The organism is Pseudoalteromonas sp. HF66 (assembly GCF_011806445.1).
Taxonomy (GTDB): Bacteria; Pseudomonadota; Gammaproteobacteria; order Enterobacterales; family Alteromonadaceae; genus Pseudoalteromonas; species Pseudoalteromonas apostichopi.
Genome location: NZ_JAATOU010000008.1, coordinates 117,141 through 135,283, shown reverse-complemented (window position 1 = coordinate 135,283; position 18,143 = coordinate 117,141). Strand labels below are relative to the sequence as shown.

General features: G+C 39.1%; 15 protein-coding genes and 1 other RNA gene. 9 read left to right on the top strand and 7 right to left on the bottom strand.

Going from position 1 to position 18,143, the window contains the following annotated elements; translation table 11 throughout:
* Positions 1-20 precede the first annotated feature (20 nt).
* Both tilS and HCZ11_RS10220 read left to right on the top strand, forming a co-directional pair.
* Positions 21-1,331, top strand: coding sequence for a tRNA lysidine(34) synthetase TilS (gene tilS, locus HCZ11_RS10225; RefSeq protein WP_167658370.1), 1,311 nt, complete (start codon positions 21-23; stop codon positions 1,329-1,331).
* Positions 1,324-1,668 carry a hypothetical protein gene (locus HCZ11_RS10220; protein WP_167658369.1) on the top strand — a complete coding sequence of 115 codons (345 nt, stop codon included), beginning with the start codon at positions 1,324-1,326 and terminating at the stop codon, positions 1,666-1,668. The genes tilS and HCZ11_RS10220 overlap by 8 nt, the downstream gene beginning before the upstream one ends.
* A gap of 25 nt (positions 1,669-1,693) precedes the next feature.
* On the opposite strand, the gene HCZ11_RS10215 is transcribed toward HCZ11_RS10220, so the two are convergent.
* Positions 1,694-2,590, bottom strand: coding sequence for a GGDEF domain-containing protein (locus tag HCZ11_RS10215; protein WP_167658368.1), 897 nt, complete (start codon positions 2,588-2,590; stop codon positions 1,694-1,696).
* 139 nt (positions 2,591-2,729) lie between these two features.
* Between HCZ11_RS10215 and HCZ11_RS10210 the strand changes: the two genes are divergently transcribed.
* Complete coding sequence (locus HCZ11_RS10210; RefSeq protein WP_167658367.1) at positions 2,730-4,703, top strand: monovalent cation:proton antiporter family protein; 1,974 nt, start codon at positions 2,730-2,732, stop codon at positions 4,701-4,703.
* Here the strand turns inward: HCZ11_RS10210 and HCZ11_RS10205 are convergent, their stop codons facing one another.
* Complete coding sequence (locus HCZ11_RS10205) at positions 4,704-5,849, bottom strand: patatin-like phospholipase family protein (RefSeq protein WP_130051036.1); 1,146 nt, start codon at positions 5,847-5,849, stop codon at positions 4,704-4,706. It lies immediately after the preceding gene.
* 134 nt (positions 5,850-5,983) lie between these two features.
* Between HCZ11_RS10205 and HCZ11_RS10200 the strand changes: the two genes are divergently transcribed.
* Both HCZ11_RS10200 and ffs read left to right on the top strand, forming a co-directional pair.
* Entirely contained in the window at positions 5,984-6,853 is an 870-nt protein-coding gene (locus HCZ11_RS10200) for a DUF3014 domain-containing protein (protein ID WP_167658366.1), read from the top strand.
* A gap of 136 nt (positions 6,854-6,989) precedes the next feature.
* Positions 6,990-7,086, top strand: an RNA gene (gene ffs, locus HCZ11_RS10195) — signal recognition particle sRNA small type.
* A gap of 661 nt (positions 7,087-7,747) precedes the next feature.
* Here the strand turns inward: ffs and HCZ11_RS10190 are convergent.
* The 5 genes from HCZ11_RS10190 to HCZ11_RS10170 all read right to left on the bottom strand — a co-directional run bounded on the left by HCZ11_RS10190 (position 7,748) and on the right by HCZ11_RS10170 (position 12,668).
* On the bottom strand, positions 7,748-8,032 hold the full coding sequence (locus HCZ11_RS10190; protein ID WP_130051038.1) for a hypothetical protein: 285 nt from the start codon (positions 8,030-8,032) through the stop codon (positions 7,748-7,750).
* 1 nt (position 8,033) lies between these two features.
* Positions 8,034-8,357, bottom strand: a complete 324-nt coding sequence (locus tag HCZ11_RS10185; RefSeq protein ID WP_130051039.1) for a helix-turn-helix domain-containing protein — start codon at positions 8,355-8,357, stop codon at positions 8,034-8,036.
* Positions 8,358-8,777: 420 nt separating this feature from the next.
* Positions 8,778-10,157, bottom strand: a complete 1,380-nt coding sequence (locus HCZ11_RS10180; RefSeq protein ID WP_167658365.1) for an alpha-amylase family glycosyl hydrolase — start codon at positions 10,155-10,157, stop codon at positions 8,778-8,780.
* 245 nt (positions 10,158-10,402) lie between these two features.
* Entirely contained in the window at positions 10,403-10,603 is a 201-nt protein-coding gene (locus HCZ11_RS10175; RefSeq protein ID WP_130051041.1) for a hypothetical protein, read from the bottom strand.
* A gap of 274 nt (positions 10,604-10,877) precedes the next feature.
* Complete coding sequence (locus HCZ11_RS10170) at positions 10,878-12,668, bottom strand: ATP-binding protein (RefSeq protein ID WP_167658364.1); 1,791 nt, start codon at positions 12,666-12,668, stop codon at positions 10,878-10,880.
* A 282-nt stretch (positions 12,669-12,950) separates the two neighbouring features.
* Between HCZ11_RS10170 and HCZ11_RS10165 the strand changes: the two genes are divergently transcribed.
* The 4 genes from HCZ11_RS10165 to HCZ11_RS10150 all read left to right on the top strand — a co-directional run bounded on the left by HCZ11_RS10165 (position 12,951) and on the right by HCZ11_RS10150 (position 18,099).
* Positions 12,951-13,250, top strand: coding sequence for a hypothetical protein (locus HCZ11_RS10165; protein ID WP_130051043.1), 300 nt, complete (start codon positions 12,951-12,953; stop codon positions 13,248-13,250).
* 194 nt (positions 13,251-13,444) lie between these two features.
* Positions 13,445-14,290 (top strand): HDOD domain-containing protein, encoded by an 846-nt coding sequence (locus tag HCZ11_RS10160; RefSeq protein ID WP_130051044.1) that lies wholly within the window; start codon positions 13,445-13,447, stop codon positions 14,288-14,290.
* A 152-nt stretch (positions 14,291-14,442) separates the two neighbouring features.
* Positions 14,443-15,165, top strand: a complete 723-nt coding sequence (locus HCZ11_RS10155; RefSeq protein ID WP_167658363.1) for an SIMPL domain-containing protein — start codon at positions 14,443-14,445, stop codon at positions 15,163-15,165.
* A 315-nt stretch (positions 15,166-15,480) separates the two neighbouring features.
* Entirely contained in the window at positions 15,481-18,099 is a 2,619-nt protein-coding gene (locus tag HCZ11_RS10150; protein ID WP_167658362.1) for a TonB-dependent receptor, read from the top strand.
* Positions 18,100-18,143 lie beyond the last annotated feature (44 nt).

The window sequence follows — 18,143 nt, the reverse complement described above, 5'->3', positions numbered from 1 at the left end:
TATATACTCATTGGTTATTAATGCAAACATCAGGTTTATATCACCATTTTTTAGCACAATTACAGCCTTTGCTGAACGCTCAGCAACGCTACTTTAGTGTCGCCTTATCAGGTGGTGTTGACTCTGTCGTGTTATTACATCTAATGAGCTTAGCTCGAAAACAGCATCCTGAACTTGAACTTGAAGCCGTGTATGTTAATCATGGTTTGAGTGAACATGCTTATGAGTGGCAAGTATTTTGTAAATCGCTATGCGAAGAGCTAGGTGTGACATTTAAAGCGTTGCAGGTTGAAATTATTGAACGCTCGCGTACTTCACTCGAAGCACAAGCTCGAGAGGCAAGATACCAAGCTCTCGATGAGCACTGTTTGGTTGGTAGTGTAATTCTGCTTGGTCAGCACTTAAATGACCAACTTGAAACTTTCTTATTACGGCTTAAACGCGGCTCAGGCTTACAGGGCTTGGCATCGATGCAACAAAAGCGATTATTAGCTTCTGGGCGAGTTTGCTTTAGGCCACTGATAGATATTACTCGTGAGCAAATAGAGCAGTTTGCCGATGAGTTTGCCATTACCCACATCAACGATGACTCAAATGTTGATGAACGCTTTGACCGTAATTTTTTACGTCATCAGGTAATGCCTACTTTAACTGAACGCTTTCAAGGCTTTGAAAAAAGTGCAGCGCGTAGTATTCGACTGTTACAGCAACAGCAATCGTTACTTGATGAGTATACCCAAAACGATCTTGCAAACTGTCAAAATAAGTATAAAGGCTTAAGTTGTGCGGCAATTGCTGATTTTAGTAAGCCCAGACAAGCTAACCTAGTGCGTGTGTGGCTTAATCAGTTTATGTATCAGTTACCTTCTGAAAATCAACTGCAGCAAATTATCGAGCAAGGCTTAACGGCAAAAGCCGATGCGCAGTTAAAAATCTGTTTGCAAAGCGGCGATGTTCGTCGTCATCAGCAATATTTGTACTTTGTGACGGAGCAAGCAATACCACAGGCAATGGATATTGCTTTGCAGAGCGTTGAACTTACAGATGGCCGCAAATTAATTGTCAAAGCGGGCAAAGGTGTTAGGAAACCTCAAAAAGATGAGCGAGTAAGGGTTGAATTTAATAAACCACAAGCGCGCATAAAGCCTTTGCATAAACCTGGCTCAAATACCTTAAAACATTGGTTTAAAGATGCCAAAGTTGCCCCTTGGCTTCGTGCGCAGACACCACTTATCTTTTATAATGATCAACTTGTGCAAGTTGTTGGCTACTTTGTTAGTGAGCAGCACAGTGTTGAAGATGGAATTATCTGGGAGACACTCTATGAGTGAACAACCACATGTAGGTTTATCGCTAGTTAATAAAGCACCACTAGGCTTTGTGTTATCGGTGTTAGTGGCTGTTATTGCTGGTTTTGCCTATGCAGAACTGACTTTAAACACACTTTTTTATGCGCTAGCTGGCGGCATAGTTTGTTCAATATTGCTGCTAGGCTATTGGTCAGGTAAAGGCGGTATTTTCTTTATTTTAGGCGTGCTTACGCCATTGGCTTTAGTGATGGTATCGCCCCTTACCAACATGGCTGCTTTGCTTTACTTATTAACTGGCTTCTTTGCTGGTTTTTGGTTAGTACTACTTGGTTATAAATTTATAAACAAAAAAGCCTAGCGGGGGATGCTAGGCTTTTACTTGATTAGTAAGCTCGTGCGCAATTTCTGCCTGCTGCTTTTGCCTTATAAAGGCCTTTATCAGCACGTGCGAATACTTCATTTTCGCAGTCTTGGTTATTGGCGAGTGTATAACCAATACTAGAAGAAACACTATATTTTTTCATTAAGCTGGAATCTTCTACTAGTTTCATAATGCGTTCTGCAACCACTTTATTGGTTGTAAATTCGGGGTCATCAATTAATAACGCGAATTCGTCTCCGCCAAAGCGAAAAATTGAGTCTGTTCCACGCACGCTGCAACGCAAAACTTCAGCAAATTCTTGTAAAACATCGTCGCCAATTTTATGACCATAGGTATCGTTAACTTGTTTAAAGTTATCTAAATCAAGCAGCATTAAACTAAACGGACGATGTTGTCGGCGGCAACGCTCTAATTTTTGTGCCAAGCTGTCATTAAATTGACTACGGTTGTTTAAGCCAGTTAGTGCATCTTTAGTAGCCAAGCGTAATACGCGGGTGTACATAAGAGCGTTACGTAACGGATAAACAAGGACTGCATGAAGCATTTTTAGTTTAGCTTCAATTGCCTTGCCCATAGGAAATTGGCTAAAGTAAATTAATTGCCCTAATCGTTCACTTTCGATATCTAAATCAAAAGAGTAGGGTGTTTGACTGGTATCGCTTCCAGCACTTTGTGACACTCCGAGCGCAGATTGAAACTGTAACCCAGATAAATTGATTAATTGTTTTGCGTGCTCGGCAAAAATAGTCAAAATTTCTTCGATTGATAACGTGGTTTGTAACCTCGCGACCAAGTCTTGTGGATTATTCGTTTCATTTATTCGGTAATGCTCTGCCGAAAACGGCAGAAACTCGCCTCGCGCAGACACCCGCTGCGTCAAAATATGGACATTTTCCATGATAATTCTCCCCCCGGAGTGTTTAGATACTCATACTTAGCGAGATTTGTGCCACATTTTTAAACTGGCTGAAAAACAGATGGTTGCTATATTTAAAGGAGGGTACAGCTTTATCATCAAGTAGAAAGGAGTTTATTGCTTGCAAAATGTGCTGATTCAAGTGTTTGGCTTGCTCGTCGCTGCCGTATTATTTGTTTGGTTCTTCAAACGAATTGGTTTACCACCTATTCTTGCTTATCTTGCTACAGGCTTGTTGGCGGGTAGTCATGGTATAGGCTGGATGGCGCAAAGCCATGAAATGCATTTTGTTGCTGAGCTAGGCATTGTGTTCTTATTGTTTAGTTTAGGGCTTGAGTTTTCATTGCCGCGTTTAATGGCGATGCGCAACATTGTATTTGGCCTTGGATCCTTGCAGGTGGTGGTAACCAGTATTGTGTTTATGCTGGTTTTACTATTGTTGGAGCACAGCCTTTTAAATAGTTTTACTATTGCCAGTTTGATGGCACTGTCTTCAACGGCGGTGGTGGTTAAGTTGCTTAAAGAATCAGGAGATTTAAATCAGCGCCGCGGTCAGCTGGCAATCGGGGTGTTGCTATTTCAAGATATTGCTGTTGTTCCTCTGCTCATTGTTTATCCTTTACTAGCTCAAAGTGGCTCTGAAGAAATTGTTGGCGCACTTGCTTTTGCTCTCACCAAAGGTGCCTTGGTGTGTATTTTGTTGTTTGGTATAGGTAAGTGGATTTTACCTAAAGTGTTTAGCGAAATAGCGCTAGTAAGAACCGATGAGCTATTTATGCTAACGACCTTACTGGTTGCCTTATTTGCCGCAGGTCTAACTTACTTATTTGGCTTATCAATGGCGTTAGGGGCTTTCTTAGCTGGTATGATGTTGGGTGAAAGTCATTATCGACACCAATTAGAAGCCGATATTAGGCCTTTTCGCGATATTTTAATGGGGCTATTTTTTGTTACTGTAGGTATGCAGTTAGATGTGCTTTACGTGCTAAATAGCTGGTACTGGATCATCACCGTATTAATTGGCTTGTTACTGTTTAAAATTGCAGTGCTCGCGATTTCTGCTCAAGTGATGGGTGAACGTAAGCAAGATGCTGTATCGGCAGGTATAATGCTTTGGCAAATGGGGGAGTTCGGTTTTGTATTAATAGCGCTTGCTTCGCAGCATTTATTAATAAGCTCAGAGCAAGCTTCATTTTTAATTGCAGTTGGCGTGCTTTCAATGGCGTTAACGCCTTACCTCATTGATAAAACCCCCCTTATTCTTAAAAAACTGGGTCTTTTGAGCCACACAGGTCAGTACTGGCAACAGCCCGCGACCAGCAGTCCTTTGTATCAAAATCATGTGGTGATCTGTGGCTTTTCTCGCGTAGGCCAAACTGTTGCACGATTTTTAAAACCTGAAGCTATTGAGTATGTAGCGGTAGAAAGTAACCCTATCTTGCTGCAAGAAGCTAAAGCAGCTGGCGAGCCTGTTATATTTGGCCATGTAAATCAAAAAGATATTTTAAAATCAGCGGGTGTAGAGCGTGCAAGACTAGTGATCATTACTTTTACAGATTTTGAGCAAACTCAAATAGTTGTAGATGCCATTAAGCAAATTGCGCCTGATGTTAAAATACTTGTAAGGATGCGTGATGATACAGAACTTGAAACCCTTAAAGAGCTTGGTGTTACTGAAGTTGTGCCAGAGACGCTGGAAGCAAGCTTAATGTTGGTGTCACATGTGCTTTATATGTCTGGCGTGCCGATGACGCGAATTATTCGCCGTGTTAGTAAAGAAAGGCGTAATCGCTATAAGTTTCTACATGGTTTTTTCACTGGTGATAAACTTGATGGTGAAGAGGCGAGCTCAGACAGACTTGAGTATCTGCATGTTATTGCGTTGCCTGAGCATGCTTATGCGGTAAATCAGAAAATTAGCGAGCTAAAGCTTGAGCAGCGCCGCGTGTCGGTTAGAGCACTGCGCCGACAAGACCGCGAAATTGACGCTCCTTCACCACAAACTATTTTACTGGCCGGCGATATTTTAGTGCTCCAAGGTAAACCTCGGCGAGTAGAGCGGGTAGAGCGCTTTTTACTCGATGGTATGGAGTAGCTACTCCAACTCTAAGAATTTGCGAATTTCTGGTAGTTTATTGAGACCATCTTGGTAGCCAATTTCAATTAGCTTTTGGGTATAGCGTTTCTCAAAGAGCAAGTAGCTGGTTAAACTTGATTGAGAACGCTTTTTCACACCTATCATGCGCAGTAGTAATTTGATTGCCATGGGCATATCATCATAAAACTGAGCAGCAATCGCATTGAAGTTTTGCGATGGATTGATGACGCATGTTTCGATTTGTTTTAGTTCCTGGTGCTTGTCGCGGGCAGGCAATAGGCTCAAAGTACGATTGATACGTTGTAAGCGTTCTAAGTCAGACTGTAGCGTGTCTGTGAACACACTGTCGAGTAAGTGACCAGCAATATTAGAAAGACCTGGGTAATGGGGTTGATAACCCGGTGGGTGCAACTCTTTTGGCTCATCAACACCAATAATAAAGATTTTCTCAGCACCTAAATGTATTGACGGGCTAAGCGGCGAGAGTTGGTGAATAGAGCCGTCACCAAAATAGTGGTTATAAACATTTACACTTGGGAACACCATAGGAATGGCACTTGATGCCATTAAGTGCTCAACATTAATGCGGGTTGCTTGGCCTTCACGCTTTGCTCTGCGCCAAGGATTTTGTGTCAGTGACTGAAAAAACGCTACAGAGTCGCCAGTGGTATAACTTGAAGCCGTAATTGAAACTGCATCTAAATAGTTTTTATGTAGGTTTCGTTCAATACGCGATAAATCGAGTATTTCGTGCAGTAGTTTTCTAAGTGGCTTATTGTTTAATAAGCTCGCTGGTGGGTGGTTTATATGTTCAGATTGAAAGCTTGTCAGCATGTTGCGAGTGATATGCAAAAACACACTTAAAAAGTCACTTTTATATACTTGAGAAGTAGAAAAGTTCTTCCAAACCCATTCAAGTTTTTTACATGCTAAGTGCGCACAAGATGCATAACAAGCTAATGCTGCGGAATTAATTGCGCCAGCTGATGTCCCATTAATAATAGTAAAGGGCAGCGGTGCTGTTCGAGGCATGCTTTGCGTTATCGCTTTAAGTACACCGACTTGATAAGCCGCTCGTGCGCCACCACCTGTTAGTAATAAAGCGATTTTAGAGTGTTGTGTTTTTTTTAACTTACTGCTCATGGTTGCATTTAAATAGTTGTGCGTCTTTACTTTATTTATCAACTGTAAGTCTTTAAGCTAGAAGAAGCAAAGATTAGCTCAAGGCTAAATGGTTTTTTCGTATTTTTATCTGTTTTATTTTTAAGGGAGTGTCTATGTCGGAGCATTCGTCAGAACCTGAAGTACAAAAAGGTTCATCAAATAATAACCTCATTTTTGCGGTTGTTATTCTTATCCTTATCGCTGGTGTAGCAGCGTTTATTTTATTAAAGCCTGAAGATAAACCAGTTCAAGTTGTTGAAGGCATTGTTACTGAAGAAGTACCTGTTGTGGAATATCAAGAACCAGAAGCAGAGTCAGAACCAGAAGTTACAAACCCTGAACCAGAGCCTGTTGTAGTAGATACAGCTCCAGAGCGCACTCCTGAGCCAGTTCCTGAAGTTAAGCCATTACCAACCTTAAATGAAAGTGATGAAGTTGTTGTTGCTCGCATGGATGAATTACTAAGTGACCAAGTGATGAGTTTAATGGTGACTGATGATCTTATTCGTCGTGGTGTTGTGTATGTTGATAACATTGCAAAAGGTAAAGTAGCATTAAGTCATGCTCCTGTTGAGCGCCCTAAGGAGTCGTTTAAAGTCATAGAAGGTGATATTTTAACAATTGATCCAAATAGCTATGAGCGCTATACGCCTTATGTGAAACTCTTTACAAGCTTAAGTGCTGCGCAAGTGATTCGTATGTATGATGAATATAAACCTCTTATCAACGAAGCTTATGCAGAAATTGGCTACGAAGGTGATGCATTTACTGGGACTTTAGAAGAAGCTATTGATGTGCTTCTAGATACGCCAGAACCAAAAGGTGATATGCCACTAGTTCGTAACTCAGTCACTTATCAATACGCATACTCTGAATGGGAAAATCTTCCAGATGCGCAAAAACAATTGCTGCGCATGGGGCCAGAAAATATGAAAAAAGTGAAAGCAGCTTTACGCAACATAAAAGCTGAACTTGAAAAGTAAGTAATTACCCCTCTAAATACAGTGTGATTGTATACCAAGTATGCAATCGCACTTTCTTTTTCGAATACCCCTTGAATAACAGGCTAAAAGTAGAGATAATCCCTCCCGCGCCAAACAAGGCCCTCAATGGTAGTCTTATTGGTCCTCTCGCAACACTAGCAGGTGAACCTGGTCAGGCCCGGAAGGGAGCAGCCACAGCGTGTGACGTGTGTGCCGAGATGCGGCTGGTAAGACTGCCACCCAAAATCCTATTTGGGTGACTTTCTTTATTTTCATTATCTTTTTCAAGTTTTAATACTCTGTTGTAATCCAATATTTATCTGATTTTATTTTAATTGCTCTAGATGATTGGCTTTTTCAGTCCAAGACGCGGTGCCGTGTTTATGTGCAATAGTATTTGGATGGTATTGTTGCTTATGCCTTAATGCGGTTCGTTAGGCTTGCAGTGCAATTTGACAGAATTAATTTTTGTATGGTTTTTGATAAGTGAGGAGTCTAGAGTTCTTAAAATAGGTCAAACTGCTGCTTGTATTTATGCATGTTCAATGGTGGCACAATGGGTGTTAGGCAGGTGTATAGTGAGCGCCTTAATGCTCCCTAAAACTTAAGTGAATTGGGAATGCTTTATTGTCCCAATAGTAAGTGTAGAAAGGTAACCTTCTTTCAAGAACTCTTTCAGAATTAATGTAAGATTCAAATGATAAGAATGAAAAGTATAGCCCTTGTCTATACTTTTCTAATCTTGAAATGAAACAGAAAACGATGAATAAAATTAAGAATGTTAGGCTCAAAATGAAGAGCTTAAAGTCGACGTAAAACAGCACCAATGTTAACAACGAAAGTGCTAAAGAATGATTGATAATTCTTAATTTGTTTTTTTTGAGTATTATCATTTTAGTTACTTGTTACATAGTTTATGTAATCAATTTCTTCTCTATTTAATGCTTTTTCTTCAGTGTCGTTATGATGCATTGCATCATTAAGAAAAGTAGAGCTGAGCTTAATAAAGTTTATTTTGTCTTCAAGTGATGTGTTATCTAGGCCTGCGAGAAGTAGTTTGCTGGAGAGCTCTGAAATAGATGCTCGGTTATTTCTCGCGAAGTTGAGACGTGGTAAAGAGTCAATAACAAGTATTAAGTTAACAATAGACTCATCTATATTCTTGTCCAATACGTTCATTTTATTCTCTCCTTATATTTATTAACTTGAAACCGACTCCTCTCACACTTTCAATAATGTAGCTGGTGTCATTCAAGATAATTCTTAACTGATAAATTGAAACATTTACATTGCCAATAACAGCTTTCTGTTCTGGCCAACCAATCCTTAGTAATTCGTACCTATTAACTGTTTTTCCAATATTCCGATAAAGAACCTCAAAAACCCTAAATGTGGCAGGGCTGACTCTGTATTTTTTTCCATAAATAGTCAGGCTTCCGTAATCAAAAATAAGAGGTTTGTTTTTGATTGGAGCTTGGCTGGTTCCTGAGTGTTCTGATTTCATCTTATCCTCCGTATCCAAATATGGTACTTGGTTTAATTGTCATATCAATAATTATTAAAAGTATTAAAACCATTAAAAATATTAAATTACAAAACGATTAAATTACTAAACCGCTAAATTCTTAAGGTTATGAAAATACTATGTTTATTTAAAATATTGAGATTTTCAAACTTTAAAGATGAGTAGTATGAAATGAAAATTTATTAATGAAAAAGTATCAATTTTGGCGCGGTGGTTACTCGATCTAGAAATGAAAAAAATAGTAGATAACTGGCCAAATCTAACGTTAGACAGTCGTATTAGCGCCATTGCTTTTACTAAACTATTTCTATACTTAATAATAAAAAAAAGGTGCAGTGGCACCTTTTTTTATAAGAATTGATAAAGGAATTCATGCTCTCTTAAGTGCACTCAAAATTGTTATTTCGCGAATACTTTAAACCCCCAAGCAGGCAGGGTTAGTGCTGAGCTTTCAGTAAACTCAACTATTTCTTTAGAAAGTACTTCTTTATATTTTCCTGTAAACAACGGCTCTTTAAAGCTGACAGTTTTAGGCTCTTTTGAAAGATTGAATACGGCAAATACTTTATCGTTTCCTTTTGCACGAACAAAGCTAAGCACCTGCTTAGGTGCGGTGTTTGGTACATGTACCATGCGGCCGCCAAATTGACCATTCCACAGGGCTTCATTGTTATGTTTGAGTGCAAATAGCGATTGGTATAAATCACCGATAGGGTGCTTTTGCCACTTTATTGGATCGCGTTCGAAAAAGGCGAGTCGTTTATCGTTGCCAGCTTCTTGTCCGTTATAAATCATCGGGAAACCTTCGCCAATCACAGAAAGTGTAATTACAGCTTCAAGTGCATCGCCGTAGTTTTCGAACATGGTGCCTTCCCATGCATTGGTGTCGTGATTTGCAACACCTACAAGGCGGTACGCCTCGGCCGGGAATGCACTTTCATTCCATGAATAATAAAGGAAGAGAGCGCTGACATCGGCATGAGCATTTACGATATTATGCATATGCTTAGACCATGACCAAGCGTAAGTCATATCGAATGCTTTAGCATGTAAATCACGAGATTCCCACTCAGCCAGCATTAAAACAGGCTTTATTTCATCAAGCTCACGGCGAACGTTATTCCAAAAGTCGACGGGTACAAAGCCTGCCACATCACAGCGATAGCCATCAATACCTACTTCTTTTACCCAGTATTTCATTGATTCAGTCATATACTTACGCAGCGCTGGCTTTGAATAATCAAAATCGATAATGTCAGACCAATCCCACCAAGGCGTTGGCCTAAAGTTTCCTTGATAATCACGCTCGTACCAATCAGGGTGCTCATAGCGAAGCCAATTATCCCAGGCACTGTGATTCGCTACCCAATCTAAAATAACATACATACCCATTTCATGAGCTTTATCAACAAAGGCTTTTAGATCATTCAATGTGCCAAATTCAGGGTTTACTTTACGGTAATCTTTTACAGAATAAGGGCTACCTAAACTGCCCTTGCGATTTTCTTCGCCAATAGGGTTAATGGGCATGAGCCAAATAATATCTACACCTAATGCTTTTAAGCGAGGCAGCTGTTGCTGTGCTGCAATAAAGGTTCCTTCTGGAGTAAATTGGCGAGTATTTAATTGATAAAGTACCGCATTTTTTGACCATTCAGGATGAGTTATTTTTACATAGGCTTCTGGTTCATAGGCACTTTTTGTACTTGTGGTTTGTGAACATGCAGCGAGTAAGCTCAGTGTAAATATAAGCAAGCTTTTGGTAAGAAGTGAATTCATGTCAGACCTTGTTGTCAATTTAAATTGTGTGTACTAACAAACAGTCTGATAAATATATACCCAAGGTTTGTGTGTAACAAATTTGTACATACGTATTCACAGTATATTTACGTAATCGATTAAGTTCATCTTTCAAAGGTGTATTTAAAGGGCTAGGAAGGTAAAAACTTAAATGATTAAACCGGGTCGGGTATATGTTAAAACGACAGCAATGCATAGCCAAGCTGTCGTTTAAATATGCTGAGCTAGGCTGAAATCATAAAAGCAGATTTACTGGCATCCCAGCTGATCAGTTTTTTAATTTCTAGCTCTTTTAAAATGGTTAGTAATTCAGAGTCACTTAGACAACAGCCTTGTTTTAATGTATCGAGTGATATCTCTTTATTACGGCTATGAAGCTTAGAGGCCAACATAATACGGTAGATTAATTTTGACTTACGGTTCATAACGCATCTCCTCCACATTTTTGTTTATAGCAATTAGTTTGCTACTTGGTTTTATAATTTGGTCTAATGTGTACTGATGGTTTTTTCGACTATGGGGGATCTTTTTAGCTAAGTCAATTAATATCGAATGATATTTGTACAGCGCTATAAGAGAGGGAGTTAGTAGTAATCTACAAATATAACTCATTGAAAATATGTAATAAGTTACGCTTTAAAAAATTGGTATATTTATAAGAAATTAAAAATCAGAGGGTTATCGCTGTACTATAAAAGCTTAGTCAATGAGCTCATCGCGGCTAACTGCAATTGCATCATGCAGCGCTTTAAATAGTAAATGCTTTTCAATGGGTTTGCCTACGTGGCTATTAAAACCACAGTTCATGTATTCGATTATATTTTCTTTCATCACGTTGGCAGTCAAGGCAACAACGGGAATCTCTTTATCAATACTACGAATATGGGAGCAAGCTTCGATCCCTCCCATATTTGGCATTTGTATATCCATCAAAACTAAAATGGGGTTGAGTTGTTTAAATAGCTCGACAGCTTCAGCACCATCTTTTGCAAAGTGAAGTTCTGCGTTGGTTTCTGCAAGCATCGATTTGATGATCATAGTATTGAGTGGGTTATCTTCAGCAATTAATAAGGTTTTAGCCGATAAATCAGGTGCGGTTACATCAGTAAAGCTATCATTTAAGTGTTGCTTTTCAGATACTTTGAGCGGTAAATAAACCGTGAAATGGGTGCCTTTACCGAGTGCGCTGTCTACATCAATACGGCCATGCATCCGTTTAACGAGATTCGCGGTGATCGACATACCCAACCCTGTACCGCCAAAACGCCGCGTTATGCTGTTATCGGCTTGCTGAAAACGGTTAAATAGATGCATTAACCCCTCTTTATTCATACCAATGCCGGTATCAATCACTTCTATCTCAACACCTTGCTTTTGGCTTTGCGAAGATTTATTAACCTTTATTTGCACGCCACCTTGCTCGGTAAATTTAACGGCGTTAGAAACCAGGTTTAAAATAATTTGTCGAACCCGAACTGGGTCTCCTATCCATAAATCTTCAACGTCATCGTCTATATCTATGTTTAATTCAATTGCTTTTTCGTTACAAAGCGGCAGAAAATCAGAATTGATCGACTCAACGACCTTCGACATCGAAAAATCCACCTGCTCAATCGAAAGCTCGTTCGCCTCCATTTTCGAAAAGTCTAAAATATCGTTGATAATGGTAAGGAGTGACCGACAAGAAAACAGCGCCTTAGCAACAACTTCAATATTTTTCGGTTTTTGAATGTTCGGCTGCAAAATTTGTAATAGCCCCATTATGCCATTAAGTGGAGTGCGTATTTCATGACTCATATTAGCTAAAAATTCTGATTTTATTCTTGTGCCTTCTAAGGCACGTTCAGTAAGCTCAATCTGTTGTTTATAAGAGTTTGAAAGCTTTCTAAAGTAAATAAGCAATATGCTGGTGAGCAATATAATTGTTAAAACATGAACGGTATAAGCAATTTGGAAGTTTTCATCAATTGCGATACTTTTTTCTTTAAGTGTTAAGTTTATATGTTGCTCGAACGCGGCAAGTGCCTTCAATGCCTCTGTATCATCTACTTTAACTTTGGAATCTATTTGCTCGCTAGTTGCGCCATCAGCAATCATTTTTAAAACAATGTCGAGATTATTTTTATACTCATTAACCGTTTTTTTAACGTCAATAAGTGCTGTTTGATCGTATTCTTTTATTGCGCCAAGTTTGGCAAAGATCTCTTTTATTTCGCGGAGTTCATTTTCAATGGGCGGTAGGTATAGATCTGTATTTTTTCTTAGTACTAGGTTTTTAAAATGGTGAATAAAGCCACCATAACCGAGTTTTTGAATTAGCTTGTCGTGAAGTACATAAATGTTAGCGGCGGTTTTTGAATAGTCATGCCATTGTGAGTCAACATTTCTGTAAAAGAATAAAGAGGTAACAGTAAGCGAAGCTACTAATGCAATCATGATAATGGCATTTACTTTTAACTTGTTTTTAGTTTGCTGCAACGCTTTTATCATCAGTTTACGGCACCTATCCTGTTGTTATTCTAAGCATAGCGCATTTTTATTTGTTCACATAAGAAAGGGTAAAAGCTGTGACGGCTTTTTTATGAAAATATTAAAAGTCCTATACAAAGGAAAAGTAATCTAACGTGTTCAAAAGCCCTTTGTAAAATAATGATTTGAAATTAATTGATTTAACTGTACTTTTTTCGTACTTGTTGTATCTTAAGTTGGTACGCTATTTTAAGGTTTAATTGAGTGTAGGCTAACACTCATTTGTTAAGTGGAGTAAAGGATATGCACGCACACACAGTCAAAGAATCAGCAGCAACTATTCAATCGGGTGTCGCAAAAGCGGATGGTAAGCTTTTAGTTACTGAACAAGACATTGTTTTTGAACCGTTTAATAAAGAGTTAGGCTTAGGCCCATACAGATTTTCACGAGCGCAAATCAATAACGTTGATAAGTGTTCAGGTAAAGGTGCGGGTATTTTGCCAATCACAGCAGATGGAATTCGCATTACTCTAAATAACAAGGATGTATTTGAGTTCATTTTAGCAAACCCTGATGAGTGGCTAAGCGTACTTGCTCACTAAGCAAACCGCAAACCTTCAAAAAGACGGCATATTATAGCAACGTGTCATAATATGCCGTGTTAGCTTTTTATGAATTAATTCCCTTTCTTCGCAACACATTGATCTCAAACAATACTAAGGCAAACTTCTTAGGTTATTTTACACATCTAAACTATTAAATTGCTCGTTGCTTATTAACGGAGGCTCTTGGGCAAATGATCAACTTAGATGAACAACACCTAGTTTCACTCGAACGCGGTTTTCATATTCCACCTAAACCTGAGCTATTGAGCCAAATTGCCGAAGAAATGCAAAAATCTGATGCAAGCTTAGATAAAGTAGCCAATTTAATATCACGTGACATTAGCCTTTCGGCCTTATTATTAAAAACAATCAACAGCCCCGTGTTTGGCTTACAACGCACCATAAGTGATATACGCCAAGCGGCGATGTTTTTAGGGTTAGATCAGCTTAATCGGCTGGTAACTTTGGCTCTCCTAAAGCAAAACTTTAAAGGCAATGCTTGTATTAGCTTAGAGCGCTTTTGGGATGAATCGGTTGAAGTTGCAAATGCCTGTGTGTTGCTGGGTAATCGTTATAAGTCTTTAATGCCAGTGGATGAGCTTTATTCATTAGGGCTTTTTCATAATGTAGGTATTGCTGCTATGGCATTAAAATTTAGAGATTATGTTGAGGTACTCAAGCAAGCAAACCTAGCCAAAGAGCTCGCAATTACAGACCTTGAACAAGCACGTTATCAGTGTGACCATGCGGTGATTGGCTACTTTATATCGGTATCTTGGCACCTACCTAAGCCACTATGTCACGTTATTTTAAATCATCACAACACGCACTTTTTAGAGCAAAGCAATGATGAGCAGCAGCGTATGGCGTATGCCATTTTAAAGTGCGCAGAGAGTGCTGTGGACTATGCGCGCCACCAACAGTATTCAAGCGAGTGGTTTAAAATTAAAGAGCAATGCTTATCTGAACTTGGCATTGTTGACCAAGATTTTGCAGATATGGTCGAAGATTACGTCGACAATGCGATGGCGAGCTAAAGCTGCTTAGATTTTATTTCCTCTCATCTTAACTTCGATGCGGTAGCGAGTGCAGACTTGCTAACTTTGGTTTTTTTACACTTCATTAAAGCATAGTATTACTATACTTTCATACCGTAGCAAGGCATCATAACTTTTTCTAGGGAGAGATTATGATGCTTAAATCTTTGTTACTATTGGTTTTATGTACCAGTTCTGTGATGGCTGCAACGAGTTTACCAGATAATCGCCACATCGTTGTTAAAGGTGAGGCTGTTGTGCGTACTGCTCCCGATATGGCTAATATCACGTTAGAGTTTGAATCTGTAAAAGCTGAAAGTTTGCAAGCGAAGCAGCAAGTCGATACGCAAGTGAACAAACTTCTTGCGGGATTAAGCAATTTTTCTATAGACGAAAAAAGTATCTCTGCGGGGCGGATATTTGTTGAGCCCAATATGCGTTATGACGAAAACGATAACCCAGCTAAAGATGGTTTTCGAGCCACGCGTAAGCTCAAAGTCAGCCTTAAACAACTCTCTCTTTTGGATGGTTTCTTAAACTTTGCGCTTAAAGTGGGTGTCAATCAAATCGAGCAAATTCAACTTTTATCAACGAAAGCCTCAGACTACGAGCAAGTCGCTCTGAATAAGGCAGTAGTGAATGCCAAACAACAGGGGAGCAGCCTTGCTAGCGCATTCGAAGCGAAACTTGGTCGAGTGTATAGTATTCAATCGCAAGAGGTAGGTAGTCACTTCGGCTATGGTAGCAACAACAATATTGAACAAATTATGGTAACGGGCTCACGTATTAATGCAGTCCCAGAAGGTAAGTATTTACAAGAATCGATTACCTTCAGAGCAAGTGTCAATGTTGTGTTTGATTTGTTGTTAGAATAATTCTTTCTTTTAAGAATGCTTTTTAGGTACCAGCTTAATTGTAAGTTCTTGTTTTTATTTTAAATTCAAATAATTGATTTTAATGGGGTATTTTTATTGCCTTTTTTAGGGTGTCTTTTTGGATGTCTTTTAGGAATTTTATATTTTAATTTACAGCTCAATCAAGAATAAAATATCTTGATTTTGTGCGGCGTTGCTACTATTGTAGCCGCAATGTAGCAATAAAGTTGTTACCAGTTGTTGTTCAAAAGAGCATTTATGTAGTTTGTAGTCACAAAATCTCTCACTTTTTAAAAACGATAGGGTTACATTTCCATGAATAAAAAATTCTCCACGCTAACTGTTTGTATTAAAAAAGCATTGCTCCCAACACTTGTGTTAGGAACATGTACGACTGCCTTTGCAGCTGCTCAAGAAGATGGAAAAAATAAAATTACAAAAGAGGATATAGAGCAGATCGAAGTACGCGGCTATGCGGCGTCAGTTGAGAAAAGTATCAACATGAAACGTTTTTCAAACAGCGTTGTTGATGCGGTTTCTGCCGAAGATATCGGTAAATTTCCTGATCAAACAGTTGCTGATGCACTACAGCGTATTCCAGGCGTGCAAGTAGAGAAAGACTTAGGCGGTGAAAGCGATCGAGTGAGTATTCGTGGTACAGCACCTCATTTAAATATAACGCTGTTAAATGGCCAAAATGTGGCTTCTGCAACGGCTTCGGCATCAATTACACGCCCGTCGCGTGGTTTTAATTACTCATTATTACCAGCAGAAATGGTCGATACTCTAGAGGTTTATAAGTCTGCTGAAGCTGACATTGATGAGGGTTCAATTGGCGGCACTGTTGTAGTAAAAACACGTAAACCGCTTGATAGTGAAGCTAACTATGCTGCGCTTTCAGTAAAAGCATTTCATTTTGAAAACGCAGACGAAACTAAGCCATACGTGTCTGGTTTATATTCATGGAAAAATGAAGCCCAAGACTTTGGGTTTAATGTTGGTTTTGTCCACAAAGAAACGGCAACGCAGCGTGATAGTAAAGAAGTACGTTTTGGATATCGCAGCACAGATGCCAACCAAGATGGGAATGCAGAATTTTATCCAGGGGCAGTGGGTTACAACCGCTACGCAAGTGATAGTGATTTAGATACCGCAACAGCGACATTCCAATACGCAGCTAATGATAATCTTGAATTTGTTTTCAATAACTTATATTCAAAGTCAGAACATGAATCATATGGCACGTATTCAAGCGGTTTTATCTTACAGAATATTGCTAATATTGAGAACCCAGTGATTGTTGATGGTACGGTTGTCGCAGGTGATTTACCAGCACACAATAACTTGGGTTATTATGGTAATGCGGGATATCGCGGTGAATTTAAAACTCAAGCGCATGACTTAAAAGTGACTTTTAAAGCCGATGATTACACTCTTACAGGTCAATTTGGTTATAGTAAAGCGGATGGTGAGGTGAGTGATGTGTATTCTGAGTATTACGCCAATACAAATGCATCATTTACATTAGAAAACGGCACGCCTGATGTAACTTTATCTGCAGATTTAAGCCCTGAAGATTATCGATTAGATTACAACCATAAAAATGATATATTCAACGATTCTGATGAGCTTTATGCACAATTTGATGTTGAATATTTATTAGATACTGGTTTTTTCACTGCAATTAAAGCGGGTGTAAAATACCGTGAGCATACAAAAGCAGCCAGTTTAATGAAAGCCAATTATCCAAAAGTCTCAGCAGCAGGTGAAAATTTTAATTTGGGTATGTTTGCAAGTGATTCTGCTAGTGACGGCATTTTATGGCAGTTTGATAATAACCAATATGCAGACTGGATTTCATCAACAAGTCCTACTTCAGGTCCTTATGAGCACCTTGACTACACCTTCGATCTAGAAGAAACCGTTACGGCTGGATACGTCAAAGCTGTGTTCGAGCACAATAAGTGGCGCGGTAATATGGGCGTACGTGCAGTTAAAACAGAGCTTGACTCTCGTTCAGTTGAATACACAGGACGTAGTTTTGCGCCTGAAAATATTCAAGATGTGTATAGTTCAAATAGCTACGATGACTTTTTACCAAGTGTAAATATTAACTATGACTTTACGGATGATGTTGTGCTTCGCTTTGCTGCAGCTAAAGTAATGTCTCGTCCTGACTACGATTTTTTATCAGCGCGTAAAAGTGGCTACTGTGCAGCGGCAACAGGTTGTAAAGGCTCACAAGGCAATCCAGATTTAAAACCTTATCGTTCAACTCAATATGATTTATCAGCTGAGTGGTACTTTAATGAGTCATCAATATTGTCATTAGCTTATTTTTATAAAGACATTGATTCGTATATTACCAATACCACTATTGAAAAGCAGTGGACATGGACAGACCCTGATACTGGCGTTGAAGAGGTTCGTGATTTCTTAGTGACTCAACCGCAAAACGGGCTAGGTGGTGAGAATTCCGGCTTTGAAGTGAACTACACGCAAAAGCTAATGTATGGGTTCGGCATTCAAACGAACTACACTTATTCAGATGCTGAGCTAGAGCAAACTGCAGAGCAAAAAGCTGCGGGTGAAGAGGCTGTGTTACCTAACAATTCAGAAGATACCTTCAACGCGACTGTTTACTACGAAAATACAGCTTTCAGTGCGCGTGTTTCTTATACCTATCGTTCAGAATATTTTTATACAAATTACCTTGGTTTAAATCAGTATAAAGATGGTTTTGGTCAGTATGATTTGAATATAAGCTACAATGTTTCTGAAGATTTTAATCTTATTTTCCAAGCTATTAACTTAACAAATGAAGAGCAAAAAGCGACTTCAGGTAATAGCACCGGTATGCCAGATGCTAATCGCCCTTTAGCTATTCATGATTATGGTCGTCGTTTCTTGGTCGGCGCGCAAATGAAGTTCTAATTTTCTTATTTGAATTAGATTCATGTAGGCACAACAAGTTTTTG

Coding starts and splice junctions, on each gene's coding strand:
- HCZ11_RS10190 (WP_130051038.1), bottom strand. CDS start 8,032: ATGAACGTATTGGACAAGAATATAGATGAGTCTATTGTTAACTTAATA.
- HCZ11_RS10165 (WP_130051043.1), top strand. CDS start 12,951: ATGCACGCACACACAGTCAAAGAATCAGCAGCAACTATTCAATCGGGT.
- tilS (WP_167658370.1), top strand. CDS start 21: ATGCAAACATCAGGTTTATATCACCATTTTTTAGCACAATTACAGCCT.
- HCZ11_RS10215 (WP_167658368.1), bottom strand. CDS start 2,590: ATGGAAAATGTCCATATTTTGACGCAGCGGGTGTCTGCGCGAGGCGAG.
- HCZ11_RS10160 (WP_130051044.1), top strand. CDS start 13,445: ATGATCAACTTAGATGAACAACACCTAGTTTCACTCGAACGCGGTTTT.
- HCZ11_RS10180 (WP_167658365.1), bottom strand. CDS start 10,157: ATGAATTCACTTCTTACCAAAAGCTTGCTTATATTTACACTGAGCTTA.
- HCZ11_RS10185 (WP_130051039.1), bottom strand. CDS start 8,357: ATGAAATCAGAACACTCAGGAACCAGCCAAGCTCCAATCAAAAACAAA.
- HCZ11_RS10150 (WP_167658362.1), top strand. CDS start 15,481: ATGAATAAAAAATTCTCCACGCTAACTGTTTGTATTAAAAAAGCATTG.
- HCZ11_RS10175 (WP_130051041.1), bottom strand. CDS start 10,603: ATGAACCGTAAGTCAAAATTAATCTACCGTATTATGTTGGCCTCTAAG.
- HCZ11_RS10205 (WP_130051036.1), bottom strand. CDS start 5,849: ATGAGCAGTAAGTTAAAAAAAACACAACACTCTAAAATCGCTTTATTA.
- HCZ11_RS10170 (WP_167658364.1), bottom strand. CDS start 12,668: ATGATAAAAGCGTTGCAGCAAACTAAAAACAAGTTAAAAGTAAATGCC.
- HCZ11_RS10155 (WP_167658363.1), top strand. CDS start 14,443: ATGATGCTTAAATCTTTGTTACTATTGGTTTTATGTACCAGTTCTGTG.
- HCZ11_RS10220 (WP_167658369.1), top strand. CDS start 1,324: ATGAGTGAACAACCACATGTAGGTTTATCGCTAGTTAATAAAGCACCA.
- HCZ11_RS10200 (WP_167658366.1), top strand. CDS start 5,984: ATGTCGGAGCATTCGTCAGAACCTGAAGTACAAAAAGGTTCATCAAAT.